This window comes from Janthinobacterium sp. GMG1 (genome assembly GCF_034427795.1).
In the GTDB taxonomy this organism is placed as follows: Bacteria; Pseudomonadota; Gammaproteobacteria; order Burkholderiales; family Burkholderiaceae_D; genus Janthinobacterium.
Genome location: NZ_JAXQNT010000001.1, coordinates 145,568 through 164,523, shown reverse-complemented (window position 1 = coordinate 164,523; position 18,956 = coordinate 145,568). Strand labels below are relative to the sequence as shown.

Annotated in this window: 22 protein-coding genes and 1 tRNA gene; 13 read left to right on the top strand and 10 right to left on the bottom strand. The window is 59.0% G+C overall.

The features are described 5' to 3' along the window. Positions 1 to 13 precede the first annotated feature (13 nt). On the top strand, positions 14 to 622 hold the full coding sequence (locus SJI03_RS00755) for a phage tail protein (RefSeq protein WP_322425929.1): 609 nt from the start codon (positions 14 to 16) through the stop codon (positions 620 to 622). Further along, entirely contained in the window at positions 619 to 1,869 is a 1,251-nt protein-coding gene (locus tag SJI03_RS00750) for a phage late control D family protein (protein ID WP_322425928.1), read from the top strand. The genes SJI03_RS00755 and SJI03_RS00750 overlap by 4 nt, the downstream gene beginning before the upstream one ends. A gap of 10 nt (positions 1,870 to 1,879) precedes the next feature. Here SJI03_RS00750 and SJI03_RS00745 read toward each other — a convergent pair whose 3' ends face one another. The 4 genes from SJI03_RS00745 to SJI03_RS00730 all read right to left on the bottom strand — a co-directional run bounded on the left by SJI03_RS00745 (position 1,880) and on the right by SJI03_RS00730 (position 5,027). Beyond that, positions 1,880 to 2,491, bottom strand: coding sequence for a hypothetical protein (locus SJI03_RS00745; RefSeq protein ID WP_322425927.1), 612 nt, complete (start codon positions 2,489 to 2,491; stop codon positions 1,880 to 1,882). 270 nt (positions 2,492 to 2,761) lie between these two features. After that, positions 2,762 to 3,634, bottom strand: a complete 873-nt coding sequence (locus SJI03_RS00740; protein WP_322425926.1) for a hypothetical protein — start codon at positions 3,632 to 3,634, stop codon at positions 2,762 to 2,764. 90 nt (positions 3,635 to 3,724) lie between these two features. Then, positions 3,725 to 4,576: a BRCT domain-containing protein gene (locus tag SJI03_RS00735; RefSeq protein ID WP_322425925.1), complete on the bottom strand. Its 852-nt coding sequence runs from the start codon at positions 4,574 to 4,576 to the stop codon at positions 3,725 to 3,727. 7 nt (positions 4,577 to 4,583) lie between these two features. After that, complete coding sequence (locus SJI03_RS00730) at positions 4,584 to 5,027, bottom strand: helix-turn-helix transcriptional regulator (protein ID WP_322425924.1); 444 nt, start codon at positions 5,025 to 5,027, stop codon at positions 4,584 to 4,586. A 79-nt stretch (positions 5,028 to 5,106) separates the two neighbouring features. Here SJI03_RS00730 and SJI03_RS00725 point away from each other — a divergent pair, with 79 nt between their 5' ends. From SJI03_RS00725 to SJI03_RS00680, 11 genes are all read left to right on the top strand, one after another. Continuing rightward, positions 5,107 to 5,310, top strand: a complete 204-nt coding sequence (locus SJI03_RS00725; RefSeq protein ID WP_322425923.1) for a hypothetical protein — start codon at positions 5,107 to 5,109, stop codon at positions 5,308 to 5,310. 10 nt (positions 5,311 to 5,320) lie between these two features. Beyond that, positions 5,321 to 5,518, top strand: a complete 198-nt coding sequence (locus SJI03_RS00720) for a hypothetical protein (RefSeq protein ID WP_322425922.1) — start codon at positions 5,321 to 5,323, stop codon at positions 5,516 to 5,518. 48 nt (positions 5,519 to 5,566) lie between these two features. Then, positions 5,567 to 5,755, top strand: a complete 189-nt coding sequence (locus SJI03_RS00715) for a hypothetical protein (RefSeq protein ID WP_322425921.1) — start codon at positions 5,567 to 5,569, stop codon at positions 5,753 to 5,755. Continuing rightward, complete coding sequence (locus tag SJI03_RS00710; protein ID WP_070300963.1) at positions 5,752 to 6,015, top strand: ogr/Delta-like zinc finger family protein; 264 nt, start codon at positions 5,752 to 5,754, stop codon at positions 6,013 to 6,015. The genes SJI03_RS00715 and SJI03_RS00710 overlap by 4 nt, the downstream gene beginning before the upstream one ends. Before the next feature lie 120 nt (positions 6,016 to 6,135). Then, a complete protein-coding gene (locus SJI03_RS00705) occupies positions 6,136 to 6,537 on the top strand; it encodes a hypothetical protein (protein ID WP_322425920.1) in 402 nt (133 codons plus the stop codon). A gap of 101 nt (positions 6,538 to 6,638) precedes the next feature. Further along, positions 6,639 to 6,992, top strand: coding sequence for a hypothetical protein (locus SJI03_RS00700; protein ID WP_034745810.1), 354 nt, complete (start codon positions 6,639 to 6,641; stop codon positions 6,990 to 6,992). Next, positions 6,982 to 8,892, top strand: coding sequence for a replication endonuclease (locus SJI03_RS00695; protein WP_416208684.1), 1,911 nt, complete (start codon positions 6,982 to 6,984; stop codon positions 8,890 to 8,892). Before SJI03_RS00700 ends, SJI03_RS00695 begins: the two co-directional genes overlap by 11 nt. After that, a complete protein-coding gene (locus SJI03_RS28915) occupies positions 8,889 to 9,041 on the top strand; it encodes a hypothetical protein (RefSeq protein ID WP_416208683.1) in 153 nt (50 codons plus the stop codon). Before SJI03_RS00695 ends, SJI03_RS28915 begins: the two co-directional genes overlap by 4 nt. Next, complete coding sequence (locus SJI03_RS00690) at positions 9,035 to 9,247, top strand: hypothetical protein (RefSeq protein ID WP_322425919.1); 213 nt, start codon at positions 9,035 to 9,037, stop codon at positions 9,245 to 9,247. The genes SJI03_RS28915 and SJI03_RS00690 overlap by 7 nt, the downstream gene beginning before the upstream one ends. A 9-nt stretch (positions 9,248 to 9,256) precedes the next feature. After that, positions 9,257 to 9,502: a DUF4224 domain-containing protein gene (locus SJI03_RS00685; protein WP_128089133.1), complete on the top strand. Its 246-nt coding sequence runs from the start codon at positions 9,257 to 9,259 to the stop codon at positions 9,500 to 9,502. Between the two features lie 19 nt (positions 9,503 to 9,521). Continuing rightward, positions 9,522 to 10,511 (top strand): tyrosine-type recombinase/integrase, encoded by a 990-nt coding sequence (locus SJI03_RS00680; protein ID WP_322425918.1) that lies wholly within the window; start codon positions 9,522 to 9,524, stop codon positions 10,509 to 10,511. A gap of 158 nt (positions 10,512 to 10,669) precedes the next feature. Here the strand turns inward: SJI03_RS00680 and SJI03_RS00675 are convergent, their stop codons facing one another. The 6 genes from SJI03_RS00675 to SJI03_RS00650 all read right to left on the bottom strand — a co-directional run bounded on the left by SJI03_RS00675 (position 10,670) and on the right by SJI03_RS00650 (position 18,811). Then, positions 10,670 to 11,515 (bottom strand): hypothetical protein, encoded by an 846-nt coding sequence (locus SJI03_RS00675; protein ID WP_322425917.1) that lies wholly within the window; start codon positions 11,513 to 11,515, stop codon positions 10,670 to 10,672. A 314-nt stretch (positions 11,516 to 11,829) separates the two neighbouring features. Further along, a tRNA-Gly gene (locus tag SJI03_RS00670) sits at positions 11,830 to 11,903 on the bottom strand. 59 nt (positions 11,904 to 11,962) lie between these two features. Continuing rightward, positions 11,963 to 12,667 (bottom strand): DUF4197 domain-containing protein, encoded by a 705-nt coding sequence (locus tag SJI03_RS00665; protein ID WP_322425916.1) that lies wholly within the window; start codon positions 12,665 to 12,667, stop codon positions 11,963 to 11,965. A gap of 185 nt (positions 12,668 to 12,852) precedes the next feature. Then, positions 12,853 to 14,442 carry a tetratricopeptide repeat protein gene (locus tag SJI03_RS00660; protein WP_322425915.1) on the bottom strand — a complete coding sequence of 530 codons (1,590 nt, stop codon included), beginning with the start codon at positions 14,440 to 14,442 and terminating at the stop codon, positions 12,853 to 12,855. A 2-nt stretch (positions 14,443 to 14,444) separates the two neighbouring features. Further along, the gene (locus SJI03_RS00655) at positions 14,445 to 16,643 is read right to left on the bottom strand and encodes an EAL domain-containing protein (protein ID WP_099376296.1); all 2,199 of its coding nucleotides are present in this window, start codon (positions 16,641 to 16,643) and stop codon (positions 14,445 to 14,447) included. A 5-nt stretch (positions 16,644 to 16,648) separates the two neighbouring features. Beyond that, positions 16,649 to 18,811, bottom strand: a complete 2,163-nt coding sequence (locus tag SJI03_RS00650) for an HDOD domain-containing protein (protein WP_322425914.1) — start codon at positions 18,809 to 18,811, stop codon at positions 16,649 to 16,651. Positions 18,812 to 18,956: the final 145 nt, after the last annotated feature.

Genomic DNA, 18,956 nt, shown 5'->3' with positions numbered 1-18,956 from the left:
AAGAAACACCACCATGATGATGATTTTAGGAATGTTCGTTTTCAGCCTGCCGACCCTGGCGTATCACGAGCTGCAGCGGCAAACGGAATGGAAGCACGCCAGCACGGCCCGCGTGGGCCTGCGCGATGCGCACCAGTACGTAGGGCCAGGCGACGACACCATCACCCTGTCGGGCTGGGTGGCGCCGGAACTGACCGGCTCCCTGTACTCGCTCGATGCGCTGCGCATGATGGCCGACACAGGCAAATCGTGGATTCTGATCCAGGGCACGGGTCGCATTCTCGGCTCGTACCGCATCACCAGCATGACGGAGGGGCGTACCATCCTCGACGGCAGCGGCGGCGCGCGCCGCGTCGAGTTCTCGATTGCGCTCAAGCGCGACGACGACGGCGTGCTGGCCATGGTCGGCCTGGGCGACATCGGAGACCTGAAAAACATGCTCAGCATCGACAGCATGACCAGCAGCATTGCCGGCGCGGCCAAGAATGCCGTGGGCAGCGTGGTCGGCAATGTGGTCGGCGGCATCACGTCGAAATACGGCGGCGTGGTCAGCGAAATGAAAGACAAGATCGGCGGCAGCATCGGCGGCGCCATCGGCAGCGCGGCGGACAAATTCAAATGAGCGAGCATATCCCCGCCTTCAAGGTCAGCATCGAGGACAATGATTTGACGGCCATCGTTTCACCGCGGCTAATCAATCTGACCTTGACCCTGTGCCGTGGCGACGAGAGCGACCAGCTCGACATTTCCCTGAACGACAGCGATGGCAAGCTGGCCTTGCCGCCGCGCGGCGCGCAGATCGCCCTGGCGCTGGGCTGGCAAGCATCCGGCCTGGTGGACATGGGCAAGTTCACCGTCGACGAGGTAGAGCACAGCGGCGCGCCCGACACCATCACCCTGCGCGCCAGGTCGGCCAACCTGATCGACACCTTCAAGCAGCAACAGGAACACAGCTTTCACAAGACCACCCTGGGCGCCATCATCGAGGCGATTGCCTTCCGCAACGAGCTGGCGTCGGGCGTCTCAGCGCGCCTGCGCGACACGGCCATCGAGCACATCGACCAGACCCACGAGAGCGATGCGGCCTTCCTGCGCCGGCTGGGCAGGAAATACGACGCGGTGGCCACCGTCAAGAATGACACGCTGCTGTTCATCCCCATCAATCAGAGCCGCACCGCCAGCGGCAAGGCGCTGCCCGTCATCCCCATCACGCGCGCCCTGGGCGACGGCCACCGCTACCACAGCGCCGAAAGCGACGCCTACACGGGCGTGCGCGCCTTCTGGCACGACGAGCGCTACGCGCGCCGCCGTAGCGTCGTGGCCGGCGTGCCCGGCAACAGCAAGCGCCTGCGCACCACCTTTGCCAACGAAACCGACGCGCGTGCGGCGGCCATGGCCGAATGGCAGCGCATCCTGCGCGGCCTGGCCACCTTTGAAATGAGCCTGGCCCTGGGCAACCCGGCCGTGTTCCCGCAATCGCCCGTGACGGTAAATGGCTTCAAGCCCGAGATCGACGCCACCGACTGGCTATCGGTCAAGGTCACCCACAGCTTGGGCGGCAACGGCTTTACCACGCGCGTGGAGTTTGAAACGAAGACGGAAGCGGTCGAGGCCGAACGCGAGGACGAGAAAGACCCGGACAAAGGCATCACAGGCGTGGTGGCCAAGTGGAAGGACGTGGCGGCGAAGAAGAAAAAGGCGGGACAGGAGCAGGCCGGAGCCACGGGCACGCTGAAGACGCTGGAGCATGTTTACAAGAGCAAGCAAGCCGCCAAGCGGGCGGCGCTACATGCGTGGCGGCACATTGAAGAAGTACGGGACATCATCCGCGAGAATAGCGAAGAACCTTTGGCATCCAGCCCCAGTTAGGACTGGACATTTAGGAAGGTCTGCGTGAATTTCCTTGAAAACAATCTGCAAGACATGGGTCGGTTACCGTGATGGCCAAGCGTATGCGATCAATCTCTTTGTGAAATTCCGACATCGTTTGAATTCCATTAATAGGAATTTTACTTCGTACCTGTGAGTAATACTTCAATTTTGCTTTCTCATAAATGCAGTTGTGTTGGCAAATGGCCGTAGCAATGGCGTATACAGCACATTCCCCTAATAGTATGGATTCTGCATATTCCGAGGAAACAAGGTTGTTTTCATATAGAGATTCGACTATTGTAAGTGAGCCATCTTTCTGCCTAAATGGGTGTGCAAGTACAGTCGAACGGAGTGTTCTGATGCCTTTCCATTGACTGATCCGTTTAATGGCAGGGGAGGCAGATCGAAGCGTTTTTCTTACACTTTCATCGCATCCAAGTCCTGAGAAACGTCGCCACTCTTCAAGAAACGACGAAACTAATATTAGCAAATGGCTAGTTACCGTGAATTTCAGCTCATCATCGAGAGGATAGCGCTTTACCGTTCTCAAAGCTGGTTCCAACTGGTTCTTCAAGCCTGCAAAAACGAGCAATGATTCTTGTAAATTGGTAAGTTCCATAGTATATGCTTCTAGCCCTTTGATCTAACCTGATATGCTAAGTAGTTCGCGATATCATCCGCGAAAATAGTGAGGAACCTTTGAGACCTACGCAATCGGTAACCGGTGCAGTTCCGTCGTGAAGATGCATCATTTACGTCCGATCAGCAACTACGTTCACCGATAGTAGGCATTGCCAATTTTAGTAAAGGCCGGTGTAGCGGCGAAGAATACTCAAGAATTAAGCTGTAGGTACCCTACAGGGGAAGTGGCAAAGCATAACTAATGCCCCTACTTAGCCCCGATAGGTGTGAACACCCGTTTGGATTCCACTGACGTCGTAAATTCAGGGGTAGAGTAAATATATCGACTTTCGGAACCTTGTCTTTGATACAAAAGGACCTGTCCGCCAGAACTTGCAATTACTGTCGCCATTCCGGTAAATTCCTTTGTCACGATCGTATGCGCCTTTTGATCTCGCAATAAACTTGCACGCATATCACCAATAAAAAACGCCACGATAATAAGCGCTGCGGTGGTTGTAACAAACGCTGCAGATGCTACGCGTCCAGACCGCGCGCGACGCGTTTTAATTTTTTTGATGAAAATTCTTGGATTTGGTTGAAGAAAGAATCCTGATCGTACAAGTCCTGACAGGATAATCAATACTATAGCTACGAGGAGTCCTGCCGCCGAAATCCAAGTGATCTTGAATTCCACGTATATTCCCAACACTATCAACAGAAACGCCATCGCCTGAAAAACAATCCAAATAATACCCTCCCACTTGATGGTCTGGCTATGTGACCGAACGAAAAGGCGCTGACGCGACAAATCCATTTTTACACGGAGTCCGCGTTCTAGCCGGTCGTTTACCACTATGAAAGGAAGGATCACGAGCTGCAAAATCGAAGTTACTACCCGTGCAACTACCGCACAAAAAAATACATAAAACAGAAAAGTCGCAGTCACGCCCTTGGCGAGCGACATTCCTGCTACTGCTACGATCTGTAGTGGAACCTCCATCAAAAAACCAGCGTAGTGCGCTAGAGATAAAGATACGATTGCCATTACTCCGCCAAGCATCGATGTTTTGTGACGCCACACCTCAAGGAGCAAGCTTCGACCTGGCGGTGATACAAACTGCATGGGAGAATTATTCATTTAAAGCCAAAATGACAACATTCCTACATCAATAAGAAAAACCACTTATAGCGATCACATCGCCATCGTATCAAGCCGCTCATTCTGGTTTCAGTTTTCCGGAATTCGCTTTTTAAAATCAGATTCCGAGATAATCTCAATCATCATCGAATCAGCTTTGCTTAGTTGTACACGGCCAGCAAGTGGTCCTGTAATCAAAATATCCAACGAACTGCTAAATCCGGTGCGTACCTGCCAACCTGCCGCCCTCGCCATCGACTCCAATTCGCAGCGTTTGACATCGCGAAAGCCTGCAAAATATGCCGCTGTCTGCCATTGCTTTCGATTGGGCTTAGTCGAATAATTTTTGACACCACTAGGGCGATGGGCGGCACCATCAGTAACGACCCTGTTGTTGGGAAGGAGGCGCATTGCACTCGCCCACCTCCCGATACGTTGAACTTCTCCTGTCCTTAGCGAAGTCACCTTGCCACGAATACGCCGCAAAGAAAAAGTTCTTTTTCCCTGCCTTGCATGGCAAAAACCTTCTAAATAATCCGCATCAACTGCCCACACTGAGACTTTCCGAGTTACATATCCCAAACCGTCTCGCCTCGGATACAAAAACTGAATTTCATCGACATCTCCTGCTACGCCTCGTGGCCCTCTCTTCGACTTTTTCTTTGGGCGTGATGAAACTTGAGCAGGTTGCACCTCAACTGCGACTTGCTTGATTTGTGGAATATTCTCATTAGCCGAAGGAACTTTTTGCGGAGCCGCAATCTGCTCGGTTAGGCATGCCGGCGTTCTCACCTTCGCGCTTGATATGCATAGTTGAATATTTTGCCAAATGGAGACGCCCGGCTCGCCCGCTTCAAGCGCTCGCTTCCGAGGATTCCAGCTGCTGAAAATTATGCAGACGAAACAAGCAGCAATTACAATAAGCATAAGAAGGTAAATCATTTGCAGACTATTTTTCCTTTTTTCGTCCGCTGCCGGCAACATTAAAAGTCTGTGGCCCAATGATGTTCCCCACGAAATTTTGCCCAATCGTGCCGTGGGTCTCGACGTGTGGAGCATTCCCTGCGGAAGATGCCGGGGGCGTTGGCAGGCGCATGCCGCCAATCATTCCAAGAACACCAGCTCGCCCGCGCGCATCCAGGTTCCGGAAACCAGAAACTAGTTCACTTTCATCCGGACTGAGCACCGCAGCTGAAACGCTGCCAGTCATCACATACCAAACGTCTACGCCAATTTCTAATAGCGCACATAGGTAGACAGCATCCGGAGATCGCTCATCTTTTTCATACGATATTTGAGCACGTTTTTTGACCCCGCCAACCGCTGCGAAGTCGTCTTGATTCATGCCCAAACGTTGACGCTCTTGCTTTAATCTTTCACCAAACATGCTCATACTCACATCTTTTTGTTGACTAGTGCGCTTTTGGACACTATAGTTACGCCATCCTGTAGCGATTACACATCATAACATTATGAAAAACGTATCCAATGCCAGGCGTACTGCCAAAGGCATCACCTCAAAACCACTTGGCCTCCGCCTTACGTCTGATGAGGTAGCCGAAGTCGAGGGCTACGCAGAGAAACTTGACCGGTCCCGCGCTTGGTTCCTCCGCTTCCTGATCCTGCGCGGCCTGGCTGACTACAAGCGCGAAATCGCTTCCCAATCCACCCATTAAGGACAACGTCATGTACCCCGATGCAAAACGTATCCGCAGCCACAAAGTCATGCTGCGCCTGGACGATTATGAGCACCAGCTCGTTTCCTCGATCGCCAACTACCAGGGTGAAGAAATAGCAGTACTGGTGCGCCAAATCGTCATGCGTGAAGCGCTTGCCGCCATTGCTGCAGACGACATCGACAGCGTACCGCGTCGCAGCGCCTAAACCGAGTCCCTGAATAGTAACTTTTGAGTAACTGAAAAGCTGCCGAACATGCCCGATCACGAAATTCATATCAATGACGAAGAACTTGCAGCGCTGGAACTCGTGCGTCAACGGCAAGGGCTGGCAAGTATCGAGCAAGCGGCTGAATGGCTCGTCAAGTCGCGCTTACGCAAGCAGTCTAAAAACATGACGGGTCGCGGTCGCGCCCTGTACCAAGTGGAAAGAAAGCTGAAATGAGAGTCATCGGCCTGCCCTGCCCGCATTGTGAATACACCGTCCGCGCCGTCAAGAGCCGCACGATGTCCGCCATGTTCAAGGAAATCACCTACATGTGCCAGAACCCCGAATGCGGGCACTCCTTCGTGGCAGGCCTGGAAGTACTGCGCACCCTCTCGCTGTCCGCCATGCCCAAGCCAGATATCCGCATCCCGATGTCACAGCATGCGCGCACGGCGGCCACCAGCCAGCTGGCCCTTGACCTGACGGCGGGCTGCTGATGACTATCCCGATCCTCGCGCCGCCGTAGGCCAGCCGCCGTAACTCCCCTCTTTTGTTGTGCCCTGCAGCGCTCCCTTTTGAGCGTGCGGGATTCGTTCAACCTGAAATAAGGAAAACCAATGGAAAACACGCTGCACGCCACCAGTCATGCCAACAAATCCATGGCATCAAGCACGATCCGCCCGACCTTGCAAAATTGTATTGTCCCCATGGCGCCAACGTGTTTTCTGCTGCAAGCCAGCGCTGGCATCGGCATCGCGGCGCTGACCGCCCACATCCATGAGATTGCCAAGACCTATCACGCCTACGGCGCTGCCAATCTGACCTTCATTGTCAGCGATGCGCAGGCACTGGAGCGTGCCGGCTTTTTCGCGCCAGCCAAGCAACGCGCCCTGGTCGGCAAGCTGCCCATCGAGGTGAACTACATTTTCGCCAATGAAGCGGGTTCCCGGCACTGCAGTGGCACATCGCACACGCTCCCGTACTGGGCAGAACATTTTCTCAAGGCAGGAGCACGCTGATGCTGCACGTGGCCAAAACCTGCGGCATCTGGCTGCTGTCGCTCCTGATCGTCATTGCCCCCGGCGTGCTGCGGGCCATCGGCGCCATCAAGGACTGAAGCATGCCGGCGTCCCTTATCGACAATCACCTGTCCTTCCAGCCTGCCGCCGAGATTCTGGCCGCGCGCGACAAGGATATGCCGACGCCACCAGGCGCCGGGCATGCGCTGGCCGCTATCGCCGAAGCCAAGGCCCAGCTACGCAGCATCAAGCCGCGCAACCTGGCGCCCTTCATGGCCCAGGCGTGGGGATTGTCGCCGCGTGGCGCCCGCCGTTCCGTGCTGATCGCCGCCGGCATGGACGCCGACCGCTGGGAATCGCCCATCCATTCATTTACAGAGGAAGAGCGCATCGAGTTGCGCGCCGCCACCTCTGCCGCTATCCGTGTGTACGAAAGACTGTTGAATGCAATCTAAACAAATCCTGCTGCCTGCCCCGCAGCGCCACGAAGCCTTTTTACGCTCCGCGCAGTTCGCGCCCGAGCTGGCCCGCATCCCCTACAAATGGCGCAACCGCGTCATCACGGCAGCCCTGGAAAAAATGGTCTGGTCATCCTGGTACAAAGTCTATGAATCTATCGCCACGAGCTTTGTGCGCGAGTTTGCGGAGCAGTACGTGCCCGCCGGCGTCGACCTGTCGCAAAGCGACGCCGACATCGTGGCCACCGCCGAACGTGCGGCGGCCGGCGTGACCAAAATGCTGTGGATGGCCGTGTCCGACACGCACGCCCTGCAGATCATGGAAGACGAATGCGCCTCGTATGGCATCGAGCTGCCCGAGTTCGACGCGCTGACCGACACCATCGCCCGCCTGGTGGACGCCCGCTGGTGGCGCCGCCAACTGCGCAAGCGCGTCAAGCGCGCCTTTGAAGCGGGCAATATCCGCCTGGGCTATGTGAACTATCGCGGCGAACCCTACGCCAGCAATGACGCCGTGCTGTCGCGCCTGGCGCAGAACCGCCGCAACGCGGCAGCGCTGGCCGCCACACTGGTGCAGAACGAGAACGGCCAGCAATTCAGCATCGCCGAGCTGGCCGAGAAAACGACTGCGAATAAAGCCATCCGGCGCGGCGAGCTGATGTTGCGCATCAATGGCTTTGAACAGATCGCCCGCGAGTGCGGCGACCAGGGCATTTTCATCACCTGGACGTGCCCATCGCGCTTCCACGCCATGCAGCACAGCGGCAAGCCAAACGACAAGTTCGACGGCTCGACGCCGCGCGAAGCCAATGCCTACCTGGGCAAGATGACGTCGCTGTGCCGCTCCGCGCTGGCGCGCCGTGGCATCGGCCTGTACGGCTTTCGCATCGCCGAACCGCATCACGACGGCTGCCCGCATTGGCATCTGCTGCTGTTCGTGCGCCCGACCGCGAAATACAAGACGGCCCACCTGCAGGACGTGGCCGGCCGCGCCATCCGCATCATGAAGCGCTACGCCTGGCGCGTGGACCGTGGCGAACCGGGCGCCTTCGCACGCCGCCTGGACGTGAAACGCATCGACTGGGCCAAGGGCAGCGCCGCCGGCTACATCGCCAAGTACGTGGCCAAGAACATCGACGGCGTGGCCGAGCACAAGACCAAGGAAGGCTATGTCGTCACGCCCGACACCGAAGGCGATGTCGAGCTGACGCCATCGGCGCGCGTCGAGTCCTGGGCCGCGTGCTGGGGCATCCGTCAATTCCAGCAATGGGGCGGCGCGCCTGTCACCGTGTGGCGCGAACTGCGCCGCATCGAGGAAAGCATGCTCAACGAAGCACCGGCCGCCATGCGCCGTGCCTGGGACGCCGTACAAAAGATCGACGGCGAAAAGCGCGCCTGCTGGGCCGAATACCTGCGCGCCCAGGGCGGCGCCCTGGTGCCGCGCAAGGAACTGGTCGTCACGCTGGCCAAGGACGAAAAGACCGTCATCGGCCGCTACGGCGAAACGCTGCGCACCACGCCCTACGGCGTTCGCTGCAGCGACCTGATTGGCGTGGTCTTCAAGTCCGTGCGCCATACGTGGACGCCGGTGCAGGCCACAGGCGGGCGCGGGGTGGCTGTTGGGGTTGCCGTTCCTCGGACTCGTGTAAATAACTGTACGCACCCCGACCGCCCTGCCCCGCCGGATCGCAGCCCCGACATCGTACGGGTGATCTGTGATGAAGAGCGAACCGCGATTTGGGCTTGTGCAGCACACAACAATCTATGCCCATTCCCCCGGATCCCGGGCGACCAAGAAAAGATCGATTTGCTTTTCGAAGTGGCGAGGCTAAACGCCTGCCCCTACCCGCGCGTGATCGTCACCGATTCGTCTTCCACAAGAGGAAATGCCACATGAGTACCTTTTCCGTGACCGTTCGCACGCAAACCGAACGCTTTGAATATGCCGCGATTGCCGCTTCCAGCGGCGACGCGATCCAGGCCGCCCTCGACCACTTCGGCGTGTGCGGCGTTACCGCCAAACTGAAAGGAGCATCGCAATGCTGACCACCCTGACCAATTCACCGCGGCAAATCGCCCTGGGCGACCGCGTGACATTCGATACCGATGAAGGCTACCAGGCCGGCACCGTCAACGACCTGCGCCGCGACGTGGGCAACGGCGAGCTGCATGCGTGGGTGGAGCTGGATCACCAGTGGGCGGGCATGTTTCGGGCCGTGCCGCTGGCGGCAATCTTGCCCGCATTGAGTTAGGGATACGGTATGGCGGACCGCATCGCGACGAATGCCACCTTCCTGTCGATGGACGATATTTGCGCCCTGACCGGCCGGAAGATGAAAACGAAGCAAATTGAGGCACTGCGGAAGATGGGCCTCCCCTTTTGGGTCAATGCCATCGGGCGGCCGGTTGTCGCGGTCGCTGCAGTTGAGGGGCGCAAGGAAGCGCCACGGGAAAAAACATGGGTAATGCCAAGGATCAATAAAAATGGGCCGACGAAACACACGTAATTTGAACATGCCGCCGTGCATGCATCCGCGCACTCAGCGCAGCGGCAAGGTGTACTACTACATGTACACCAAGGACAAGCCGCGTAAGGAAATTCCACTTGGACCCGACTTCATTCTGGCACTTAGGAAGTATGCCGAGCTAAACATCGTGGTTGAGCCAACCGCCGGCGCGACGTTTTCCGATGTGCAAAAGCGCTATCTGGTCGAGGCCGTGCCAAAGCTGGCCATCAGCTCAGCCCGCATGTATCGATCAGACATCAAACATCTGCTGGCCGCCTTTCATGAGGCGCCACTGGACCAAATCAAGCCGATGCACATTCGGCAGTTTCTTGATGACCATGCGGACAAGCCGACCACAGCGAACCGATGCAAACGCGTATTTTCCACCATGTGGAACCATGCACGGGGCTGGGGCTATACAGACCTGCCAAACCCATGCGAGGGCATCCAGGGCCATTCTTTGGCAAAGCGAACCGTCTACATTACCGACGAGGTATTTGCCGCAGTGCGCAAGCACGCAAGTGCGCCTTTACTCGATGCGATGGACTTGGCCTACTTAACTGGCCAGCGCCCCGCCGATGCGTTGCGCATGACTGAGCATGACATCGTCGACGGCTACTTGATCATCACGCAGCAAAAGACCAAGCAGCCGCTGCGCATCACGATTTCAGGCGAGCTGGCCAAGCTGGTGGAACGCATCCGGGCGCGCAAGGGAACGCACAATGTCGTGACAGGTGCCCTACTGACCAATATGCATGGCAAGCGCCTGACGGCGCCGGCACTGCGCAGCCAGTTCAACGCGGCGAAAAAGCAGGCGGCTGTACACGCCCCCGAACTGGCGCAGGACATCATGGAATTTTGGTTTTACGACCTGCGAGCCAAGGCGGCCGATGATACTTCGGATGACCGCGGCGACCAGGCCGCCAGTGACCTTCTGGGACATGACAGCGTGAAGACGACCCAGCGACACTACCTTCGACGAGGCAAGATTGTGGCCCCAACGAAGTAGGTTTAAGATAGCGGCCCTTGGGTGGTAGCAGTTCCACACCATGCATCAGCTATATTTGATGGGCGACTGTCCAAGGTGGCATGTCGCCAACATCGTGCCGCATATTTTCGCTTTAATTCAAGGCGTAATCGCCCTTTAAACAGCGCAAATTCACGACGCTATTTCCTTCCAGTATTTTGCCTCAGCGTGCTATTGCACGAGCATTTGCTTTCCTCTGAAGGAGAGCGTTTAATTTCAGCAATTTGGCTCTGGAGTTGCTTGATGTGATTCGACTGTGCCTCAAGAAATCCTTGCGCACGACCGATGCTTTGAACATTGGCCCTCTGCTCATCTCTGAGTTGATCAACGTCTTTAGAACCTAAGTAGTAGTTGATCATGGCCAACAAGAAACCACTCAATCCAACCGTCAAAACATACCCAGCGATCTTTCCAGCAGCAGAATTTAGGCGCGGTCTGTGAGATTTGGCGTTAATGATGAGAGGCCTGTGGAACTTGAGCCAACCAATGCGCATGCGGTCAAAAAATGTCGCTCTAGAATCAACGTTTGTACATTCCATGTAGGATATGAATGCATTCCAGTGGCGTGTGACAGTCTTTTTAGAATTCAAACTTGCTGGATTCTGGATAGTTTCATACAGGATGAAATCCTCGACCTGTTTTTGGTTCTCCGTCGTAGCAGGATAGAGTGTGCAGATGACAGAGCCAGAATCAGTTCGCTCATACCGCAAACAGGCTCCTCGTTCGGTGATAAACGTTGTGCGCGGGGCAGGAAATCCGGTACCGTTCGTGCCATAGACGGTGACCTGATCAATCGGCCTCGCCCCAAAAAATACTTCCACCAGACGTTTGTCGACGCCCCCCATTGCGCCACCTTTAATGGCATAGAATGAGTACTTGTCGGCGAGATGGGGTGCCCGCTTATCGGCCTGTAAAAGCTCATTGAATACGGCATTGGCATTGTCAGCAAAAATATCGAACTGCTTGTTGGCTTCTTGGCGTGTCACAACGGACTCTCTTTTTGATTGTTTTTAATGCAATTTCAAGTTGTACGGCCTGTATGTGCGTGACTATGAAGCAATTGCAATGCAGGGTGGATACTGATCGTCCGGTTACACAAAAAAAATCAGACGAAGCAGTTTAGCGCATCAGCTTAGGTCTGTGGCAGGCATCGGAACCCTCGCAAGGGAAACGTATTTGTAGGCTTAACTTTTCCAGGAAAAATTGTCCGATCAAAGCCAAAACTAGGGCATCTAATCCAATTTTGTGGAGCGGTTTAGCTTTGTGGAGCGGCGAAAACAGATTTTCCGCCATTTTTGACTGGAGCGGGTGAAGGGAATCGAACCCTCGTCGTAAGCTTGGGAAGCTTCTGCTCTACCATTGAGCTACACCCGCGAAGCCTGCATTTTACGCCGAATGGAACGCGGCGGGCAAATCTTCGCGGTGGCGGGGGGTTACTTCAGGCTGCCGAATACCTTGCCTATGATCTTGCTGCCGTAGGCGAGCGGATTGCTGCGGATGGCTTTTTCTTCCTCGCCGATCATCAGGTACAGGCCGTCAAGCGCACGGTCCGTGACATAGCCTTCCACCGTCGATTGCTGCTGCGGCACCAGTCCCGTCTTGCCGATCTGGCTCATGGTGCTGTTGTACTTGCTGGCCAGGCCGGAACGGTCGGTCACGGATTTCACGATGGGCAGGAATTTGACGGCCAGGGGTGCCGAGGTCTTCTGACGGAAGAAATCCGTCACAGAGGTATCGCCACCGGACAGGATATTTTTCGCATCGCTCACGCTCATCGACTTGACGGCGTCGAGCAGCAAGGGCTTGGCCATGGGCACCGCCGACTCGGCGGCACGGTTCATCGAGACCACCAGGTCGTCCAGCTGCTGGCCGCGGCCCGTCATTTTCAGCAAGGGCTTGGCTTGCTCCAGGATGCCGGGAAGCTTGATCTTGACCTTGTCGTTATTGAGGAAACCATTTTCGATGCCCAACTTGGCAACGGCGGCGGCCGATCCGGCTTCCAGCGCCGCTTTCAAGCCATTGCTCGCATCCTGGTTGCTGAGGGCTGCGAGCGGGTTGGCGGCGCCCGCCATGGACGAGCACAGCGCCAGCGCGCACAACAGGGCGGTGGGGCGGGCGGGGAAAGAGGTCAGGTGCATAGTCATCCTTTGTTTGAAAGCCGGGGGTTCTTGAACCCTCAGCATAGCAAAATCGCAGCGATGCCAGCATTTTTTGTCGCAGCAGGAACAGCAGCGCATGCCGGCGCGAGGTGACGTAGCGTGGAAAAACTGCCGCATCCACGCCTGCGCGCGACACTGGCGATGCAGTGGCAGGGAAAAGCGGGTCAGGCGGCCAGCGCTTCCAGCCGCTGGCGCACCAGGATCAAGTCCGTCTCGCGCATGCGCGCCGCCGTCTGGCGCAGGGATTTTTCCGCGCCGGCTACGCCGGCCGCCTGCGCCATCGACAGCCAGATGTACGCCTGCTGCAAATCGAGCGGGCCGCCCTGGCCGCTGGCGGCCATCAGGCCCAGATTGAACTGCGCCCGCGCATGGCCCTGGCGCGCGGCCAGCGCATACCAGTCCCAGGCGGCGGCATAGTCCTGCGGCACGTCCTGGCCGTTGTCATGCCGCAAGCCCAGTGCGAACTGGGCCAGGCTGTGACCCTGCGCGGCGGCGCGGCAATAACAGGCGCAGGCCTGCTGGCTGTCGGGCGCGGGACCGTCGTCGCGGTCATGCAAGACACCTTGCATGTATTGCGCCGGCGCGTAGTCCTGCTCGGCGGCACGGCGGTACCACTCCAGCGCCAGCGACAAGTCCTGCGGCACGCCCTGGCCATGTTCATAACGCAGGCCCAGGTCGAACTGCGCCCGCACATGTCCCTGGTCGGCCGCCTTGCGGTACCAGAAGATGGCTTCCTGCGCATCGGCAGGCGTGCCCTGTCCATGCTCATGCAACAGTCCCAGCTGGTACTGCGCGGCGGGAAAGCCCTGCTCGGCGGCCTGACGGTAAAACGCTTGCGCCTGCGCGTAATCGTGGGCGCCATGTTCATGGTGCAGGCCCAGGTTGTGCTGGGCCGCCGCATGCCCCTGGCCGGCCGCCTTCACGTACCACTCGAGCGCCGCCTGTTTATCGCAGGGCACGCCCTGGCCGTTGTCGTAGATCAGGCCAAGGTTGAACTGCGAACTGGCATGCCCCTGCTCGGCCGCGCGCCGGTACCAGGTGATCGCCTGCCTGCTGTCCTGCGGCAGCACGTCGCCATTTTCATGGCGCAGCGCCAGATTGAACTGGGCCGGTGCATAGCCCTGCTCGGCCGCCTTGCGCATCCAGGCAGTCGCTTGCTGGCGGTCCTGGCGCACGCCCTGGCCATTGTCGTAGCGCAGGCCCAGGTTGAACTGCGCGCGCGCATAACCCTGCTCTGCGGCCTTGCGGTACCAGGCGATGGCTTGCACGAAGTCCTGCGGCACGCCTTTGCCATTGTCATACATCATCCCCAGATTATTCTGCGCGCCCGCGTCGCCCTGTTCTGCCGCCCGGCTGAACCACAGCATGGCTTGTCCGCTATCTTGCGCGAGCCCTTGGCCCTTGGCATACAGCCAGCCCAGGTTGTATTGCGCCGCCGCGTAACCCTGCTCGGCCGCCTGCTGGTACCAGTGCGCCGCCTGCGCAAAATCCTGCGCCACGCCCTGCCCCTTCTGGCACATCACGCCCAGGTTGTATTGCGCATGTTCGAGCCCCTGCGCGGCGGCCAGGCCATACCAGTGCAGCGCCAGCGCATAGCTTTGCTCGATACCCTGGCCATTGAAATGCATGAAGCCCAGGCTGTGCTGGGCGTTCGCATTACCCTTTTCGGCCAGGCCTTTCAGGCGCAGATAGTCAGCTGTGTAATGAGCAGCCGTGGAATGAGCGGCCGTGGAGCGGGGATCGGCAAGCGGCACGGTCAAGCCTCGATGGCCAGCGTCTGGGGCACCGCGGGGGCGGCATCGGCGATCAGGCGGTTCTGCTCCTGCAGCACGCCGATGAAACTGCCCAGCGAAATGGGCCGGTGGTACAGATAGCCCTGCATCGTGGTGCAGCCCTTGTCCTGCAGGTAGCGCGCCTGGCCTTCCGTTTCCACGCCCTCGGCGATCAGGTGCAGGCCCAGTCCGCGCGCGATCGAGATGATGGCCAGGATGACGGGATAGTGTCCGTGTTCGTCGTGGATTTCCTTCACAAACGACTGGTCGATCTTGATCGTGTGGATGGGGAAGCGGTGCAAATACGATAGCGAGGAATAGCCGGTGCCGAAATCGTCGATGGCGACCGACACGCCCAGCTGGCACAGCTTGTTCAACTGCTCGATCGCATACTGCGGATTGCGGATGCAGATGTTTTCCGTGATCTCCACTTCGATCTTTTCCGGCGCGATGCCATAGCGCGTCAGCGCGCCGCGCATCTTCTCGAAAAAGTCGCCCCGGTCCAGGTATTGCGGCGACAGATTGAGCGACAGGCGCACGGCTTCGCCGCCGGCCGCATTCCACTGCACCAGGTCGCGGCACAGGGCACCCAGCATCCAGTCCGAGATCGGCAGCATCAAGCCGTTTTCCTCGGCGAACGGCAAAAATTCGCCGGCCGTCAGCAAGCCCCGCTGCGGGTGGTTCCAGCGCATCAGGCCTTCGGCGCCGACGATGCGGCCCGTCATGACATCCACCTGCGGCTGGTAATACATCTCCAGCTGGTTCAGTTCCAGCGCCTTGCGCAGGCTTTGTTCGAGCGCGATCTTCTGGTGCGACACGTCGAGCATGGACTCATGATAAAAACTGTGGCCATTCTTGCCAAGCGCCTTGACCTGGTACATGGCAATGTCGGCGTGGCGCAGCAGCTCGTCGATGGTCTCGCCGTCGCCCGGATAGATGGCGATGCCGATGGAGGCCGAAATATGCACCTGGTTGCCATCGAGGTCGAAGGGCTGGTGCAGGCATTCGAGGAACTTGTCGGCGATCAGGCGTGCATCCTGGCGGTCGCGCAGTTCCGGCAGCACGATGGTGAATTCATCGCCGCCCTGGCGCGCCAGCGTATCGCCGCGGCGCAGGCAATCCTTCAGGCGCAGCGCCACCTGCTGCAGCAACTCGTCGCCCTTCACGTGGCCCAGGGTATCGTTGACCAGCTTGAAGCGATCGAGATCGATGAACATCACGGCCAGTTCCGTCAGCTTGCGCCGCGCCTGGATCACGGCCAGCCCCAGGCGGTCCTTGAACAGCATGCGGTTCGGCAGGTCCGTCAGAATGTCGTGATAGGCCTGGTACGAGATGACTTCCTCGGCGCGCTTGCGGTCGGTGATGTCGCGCGCCACGCCGTAGGTGCCGAAGTATTCCTGCTTCCGGGCTTCGTGATCGTGCATGCCGATCGAATTGAGCGGAACCGTCATCAAGGTGTTGTTGAAGGTACGGTCGCTGCCGCTGCCGCTATGGCACTTCAGGCGCAATTCCACATTGCGCGAGGCACGCTCGTCGATGCGGCGCTCATTGAAGGCATAGCGCGCCCGCTCCTGGTCTTCATCGTGCACGAGGATGGAATAATGGCTGCCGATCAGCTCTTCGCGGCTAAAGCCCAGCAACTGGTGCACACGGTCGTTGATGAAGGTGATGCGGCCTTCATGGTTCAGGGTATAGATGATGTCGGGCGAGCTGTCGACCAGGTAACGGTACATCTTTTCCGAGTTTTCCAGCTGCAGCGCGATGCGCTCGTTTTCCAGCGCCAGCTTGCGCTTTTGCAGCGCGTTCTCCACCGTCTTGAGCAGCTCCTCGCGGCTGTACGGCTTGCGCAGATAATCGTAGGCGCCACGCTTCAGGGCGCCGATGGCCGCCTCGATGCCGACGTCGCCGCTCATGACGATCACGTCGCCCTCGATGCCGCGCCGGTTGATGTGGTCCATGATTTCATGGCCGCTCATGTCGGGCAGGCGCAAGTCCAGCAGGATCAGGTCGAAGCGCAGTTTCGACAACTGCGCCAGCGCCTCGCTGCCGCAGGTCGCCGTGTACAGCTGGTAACCGCGGTCCTTCAGCAATTCGTGGAGGGAGGCGAGCAAACGGGGCTCGTCGTCGACCAGCAGGATGCGCGGGCTGTTTTCCAGGTCAAACGGAATGGCGGAGGAGTTCATGGACGTTACGAAGACAAGGCGGTATTGCCGGGCGCGGGCAGCGCGGTTGCAGCGCTCGCCGGCACGGGAATGGGCAGTAGAATTTCAAACGAGGTGCCGGTCTTGCTGCTGCGGCAGCCGATCACGCCATGCAGGCGCGTGACCAGGTCATGCACGATGGACAAGCCCAGGCCGTGATGCGCCCCTTGCTTGCTGCTGCGCACAGGGGAAAACAGATTGGCCAGCACTTCCGGCGCCAGGCCGGCGCCATTGTCGCTGACGCACAGTTCCAGGTACAGGCGGCGGTCGCGGTTGACGTGGCCACGGTTCGCCACTTCGATGCGTCCGCCATCAGGCAAGGCTTCGACGGCGTTTTTCAGCAGGTTGAGCAGGATTTGCTTGAGCATGTCGGCATCGGCCTCCACCTCGCATGGCGCATCCTGCATGCGCGTGACCACTTCGATCTTCGACGGCAGGAAGTCGGTGGCGCGGAACAATCGCAGCACGTCGTCGACCACGCGCGCGCAATCGGTCACGCCGCTGGCCGGCACCGGCTGCAGATCGGCCAGGCCGCTGATCAACTGGCCGACGCGATCGATTTCCTCGTTCAGGATAGCCATCTCGCCGATGACCGGCTCCTGCTTCTCCAGCTTGTGATCGAGCACGCTCAGGTAATTCTTGATGATGGACAGCGGGTTATTCACCTCATGCACGACGCGGCGCGACGCGGCGCGGTATTCCTCGGCCACGTGATCGAGCTGGCGCCGTGCCAGGCTGCGCGCGCTGATGGCCGTTTCCAGCGCCGTGGCGGCCTGGTTGGCATAGGCGCGCAGGAAACCCTCGCGCTTCTGGCAAGAAGGAATCTGCCACGCGGCCACGCCGCCAATCAGCACGCCAAGGCTGCGCTGGCCCGCCGCCAGCGGCACGCAGACCAGGCTGTCGGTGCCGAGAATGCGGAACAGCTGCTCCTCGACGATGCCCAGCGCCGGCATGTCGCGTTTCAGGAACGCCAGCTGGCACTCCAGCGCCGAGGCGGCCAGGGGGCCACCCTTGGCCAGCGGGATCGAGAAGCCGGCCAGGCGATGCTGATGTTCGCCTGCCGCCACGCCCACCAGCGCATGGCCGGTCGGGTTTTGCAGCAGGATGACGGCGGTGTCGAAATCGAACAGGATGCGCGCCGAGCGCGTGATGGCTTCGAGCAGGCTGCTCTCGCCCTGTTGCCGGGCGAAGGTCTGGCCCACTTCGGACACCAGCACCATGTTGCGCACTTCATCGGACAGGCGCTGCTGCACCGGATCGACGGCTGGCGGCGCATACGCGGGCGGCGTGGCGATATCGTCCGCGCCGGCCAGGTCGATGCCCAGGTGCTGCGCGGCCTGCGCCACCTGGCGCGCGACGCTGCCGGCCAGGTCTTGCAGCACCTCGGCGTCCAGCGCGCACAGGCTTGCCGCCTGCGCAATGGACTCGGCCTCGTCCGCATCGTCGGCATGGCAGCACAGCAGGTGCGCCAGGCGCACGATGCGGATCAGGGGATGGCTCGCTTCCAGGCGCGCCAGCGGTTCATGGTGATACAGCACGCTGTCGGCCAGGAAGGAATCGAGATGCCAGCGCTCGATCAGCCAGGCGCCCGCTTCGGCATGCGTGATCTGCAAGGTGCGCTGCTCCACCGCGCACAGGGCGGCATCGTCGCGCGCCGTGAAATTGAATGCGTATTCCTTCGGCGCCGTGGCCAGCAAGGCCAGACGGCCCACATTGTGCAGCAAGCCGGCCAGATACGCTTCCTCGACGTGCGGATACGCCATGGCCTTGGCCAGCGCGCGCGCCATGACGGCGGCCGACAGCGAACTTTTCCAGAAGGCGCGCAAATCCGTGCTGCCGGAATGGGGGAAGCTGTTGAAGGTCTGGAAGACGGATTCGCTGATGACCAGGGTCTTGATCATGTCCGTGCCCAGCGACACGAGCGATTGCTCCAGGCTGACGACCTTGCTCTGGCGATGGTAGGCCGAGCTGTTGGCCACGCCGAGGATCTTGCTGGTCATGCCCGCATCCTTGGCGATCAGCGCGGCCAGCTCCGGCATGCCGGCATCGTCGGCCTGCAGGTGGGCGATCAGCTTGATGAGGATCTGCGGCATGGCCGGCAGGCGGGCAATCAGCAGGCGATTGCGAATATCTTGATCAGATTGATGCATCGTATCAGGCATTGCCGGTTCGAAAAGGATGAGCGCTTAGCAGCGAAGCGCGGCCACGTTCAGAGGAATCCTCCACTCCTGTAACCAAAAAAACTATTGCCTGAGAGGATGCCGGGAAAGAAGTCATCTTATCATAAGCGCCGGA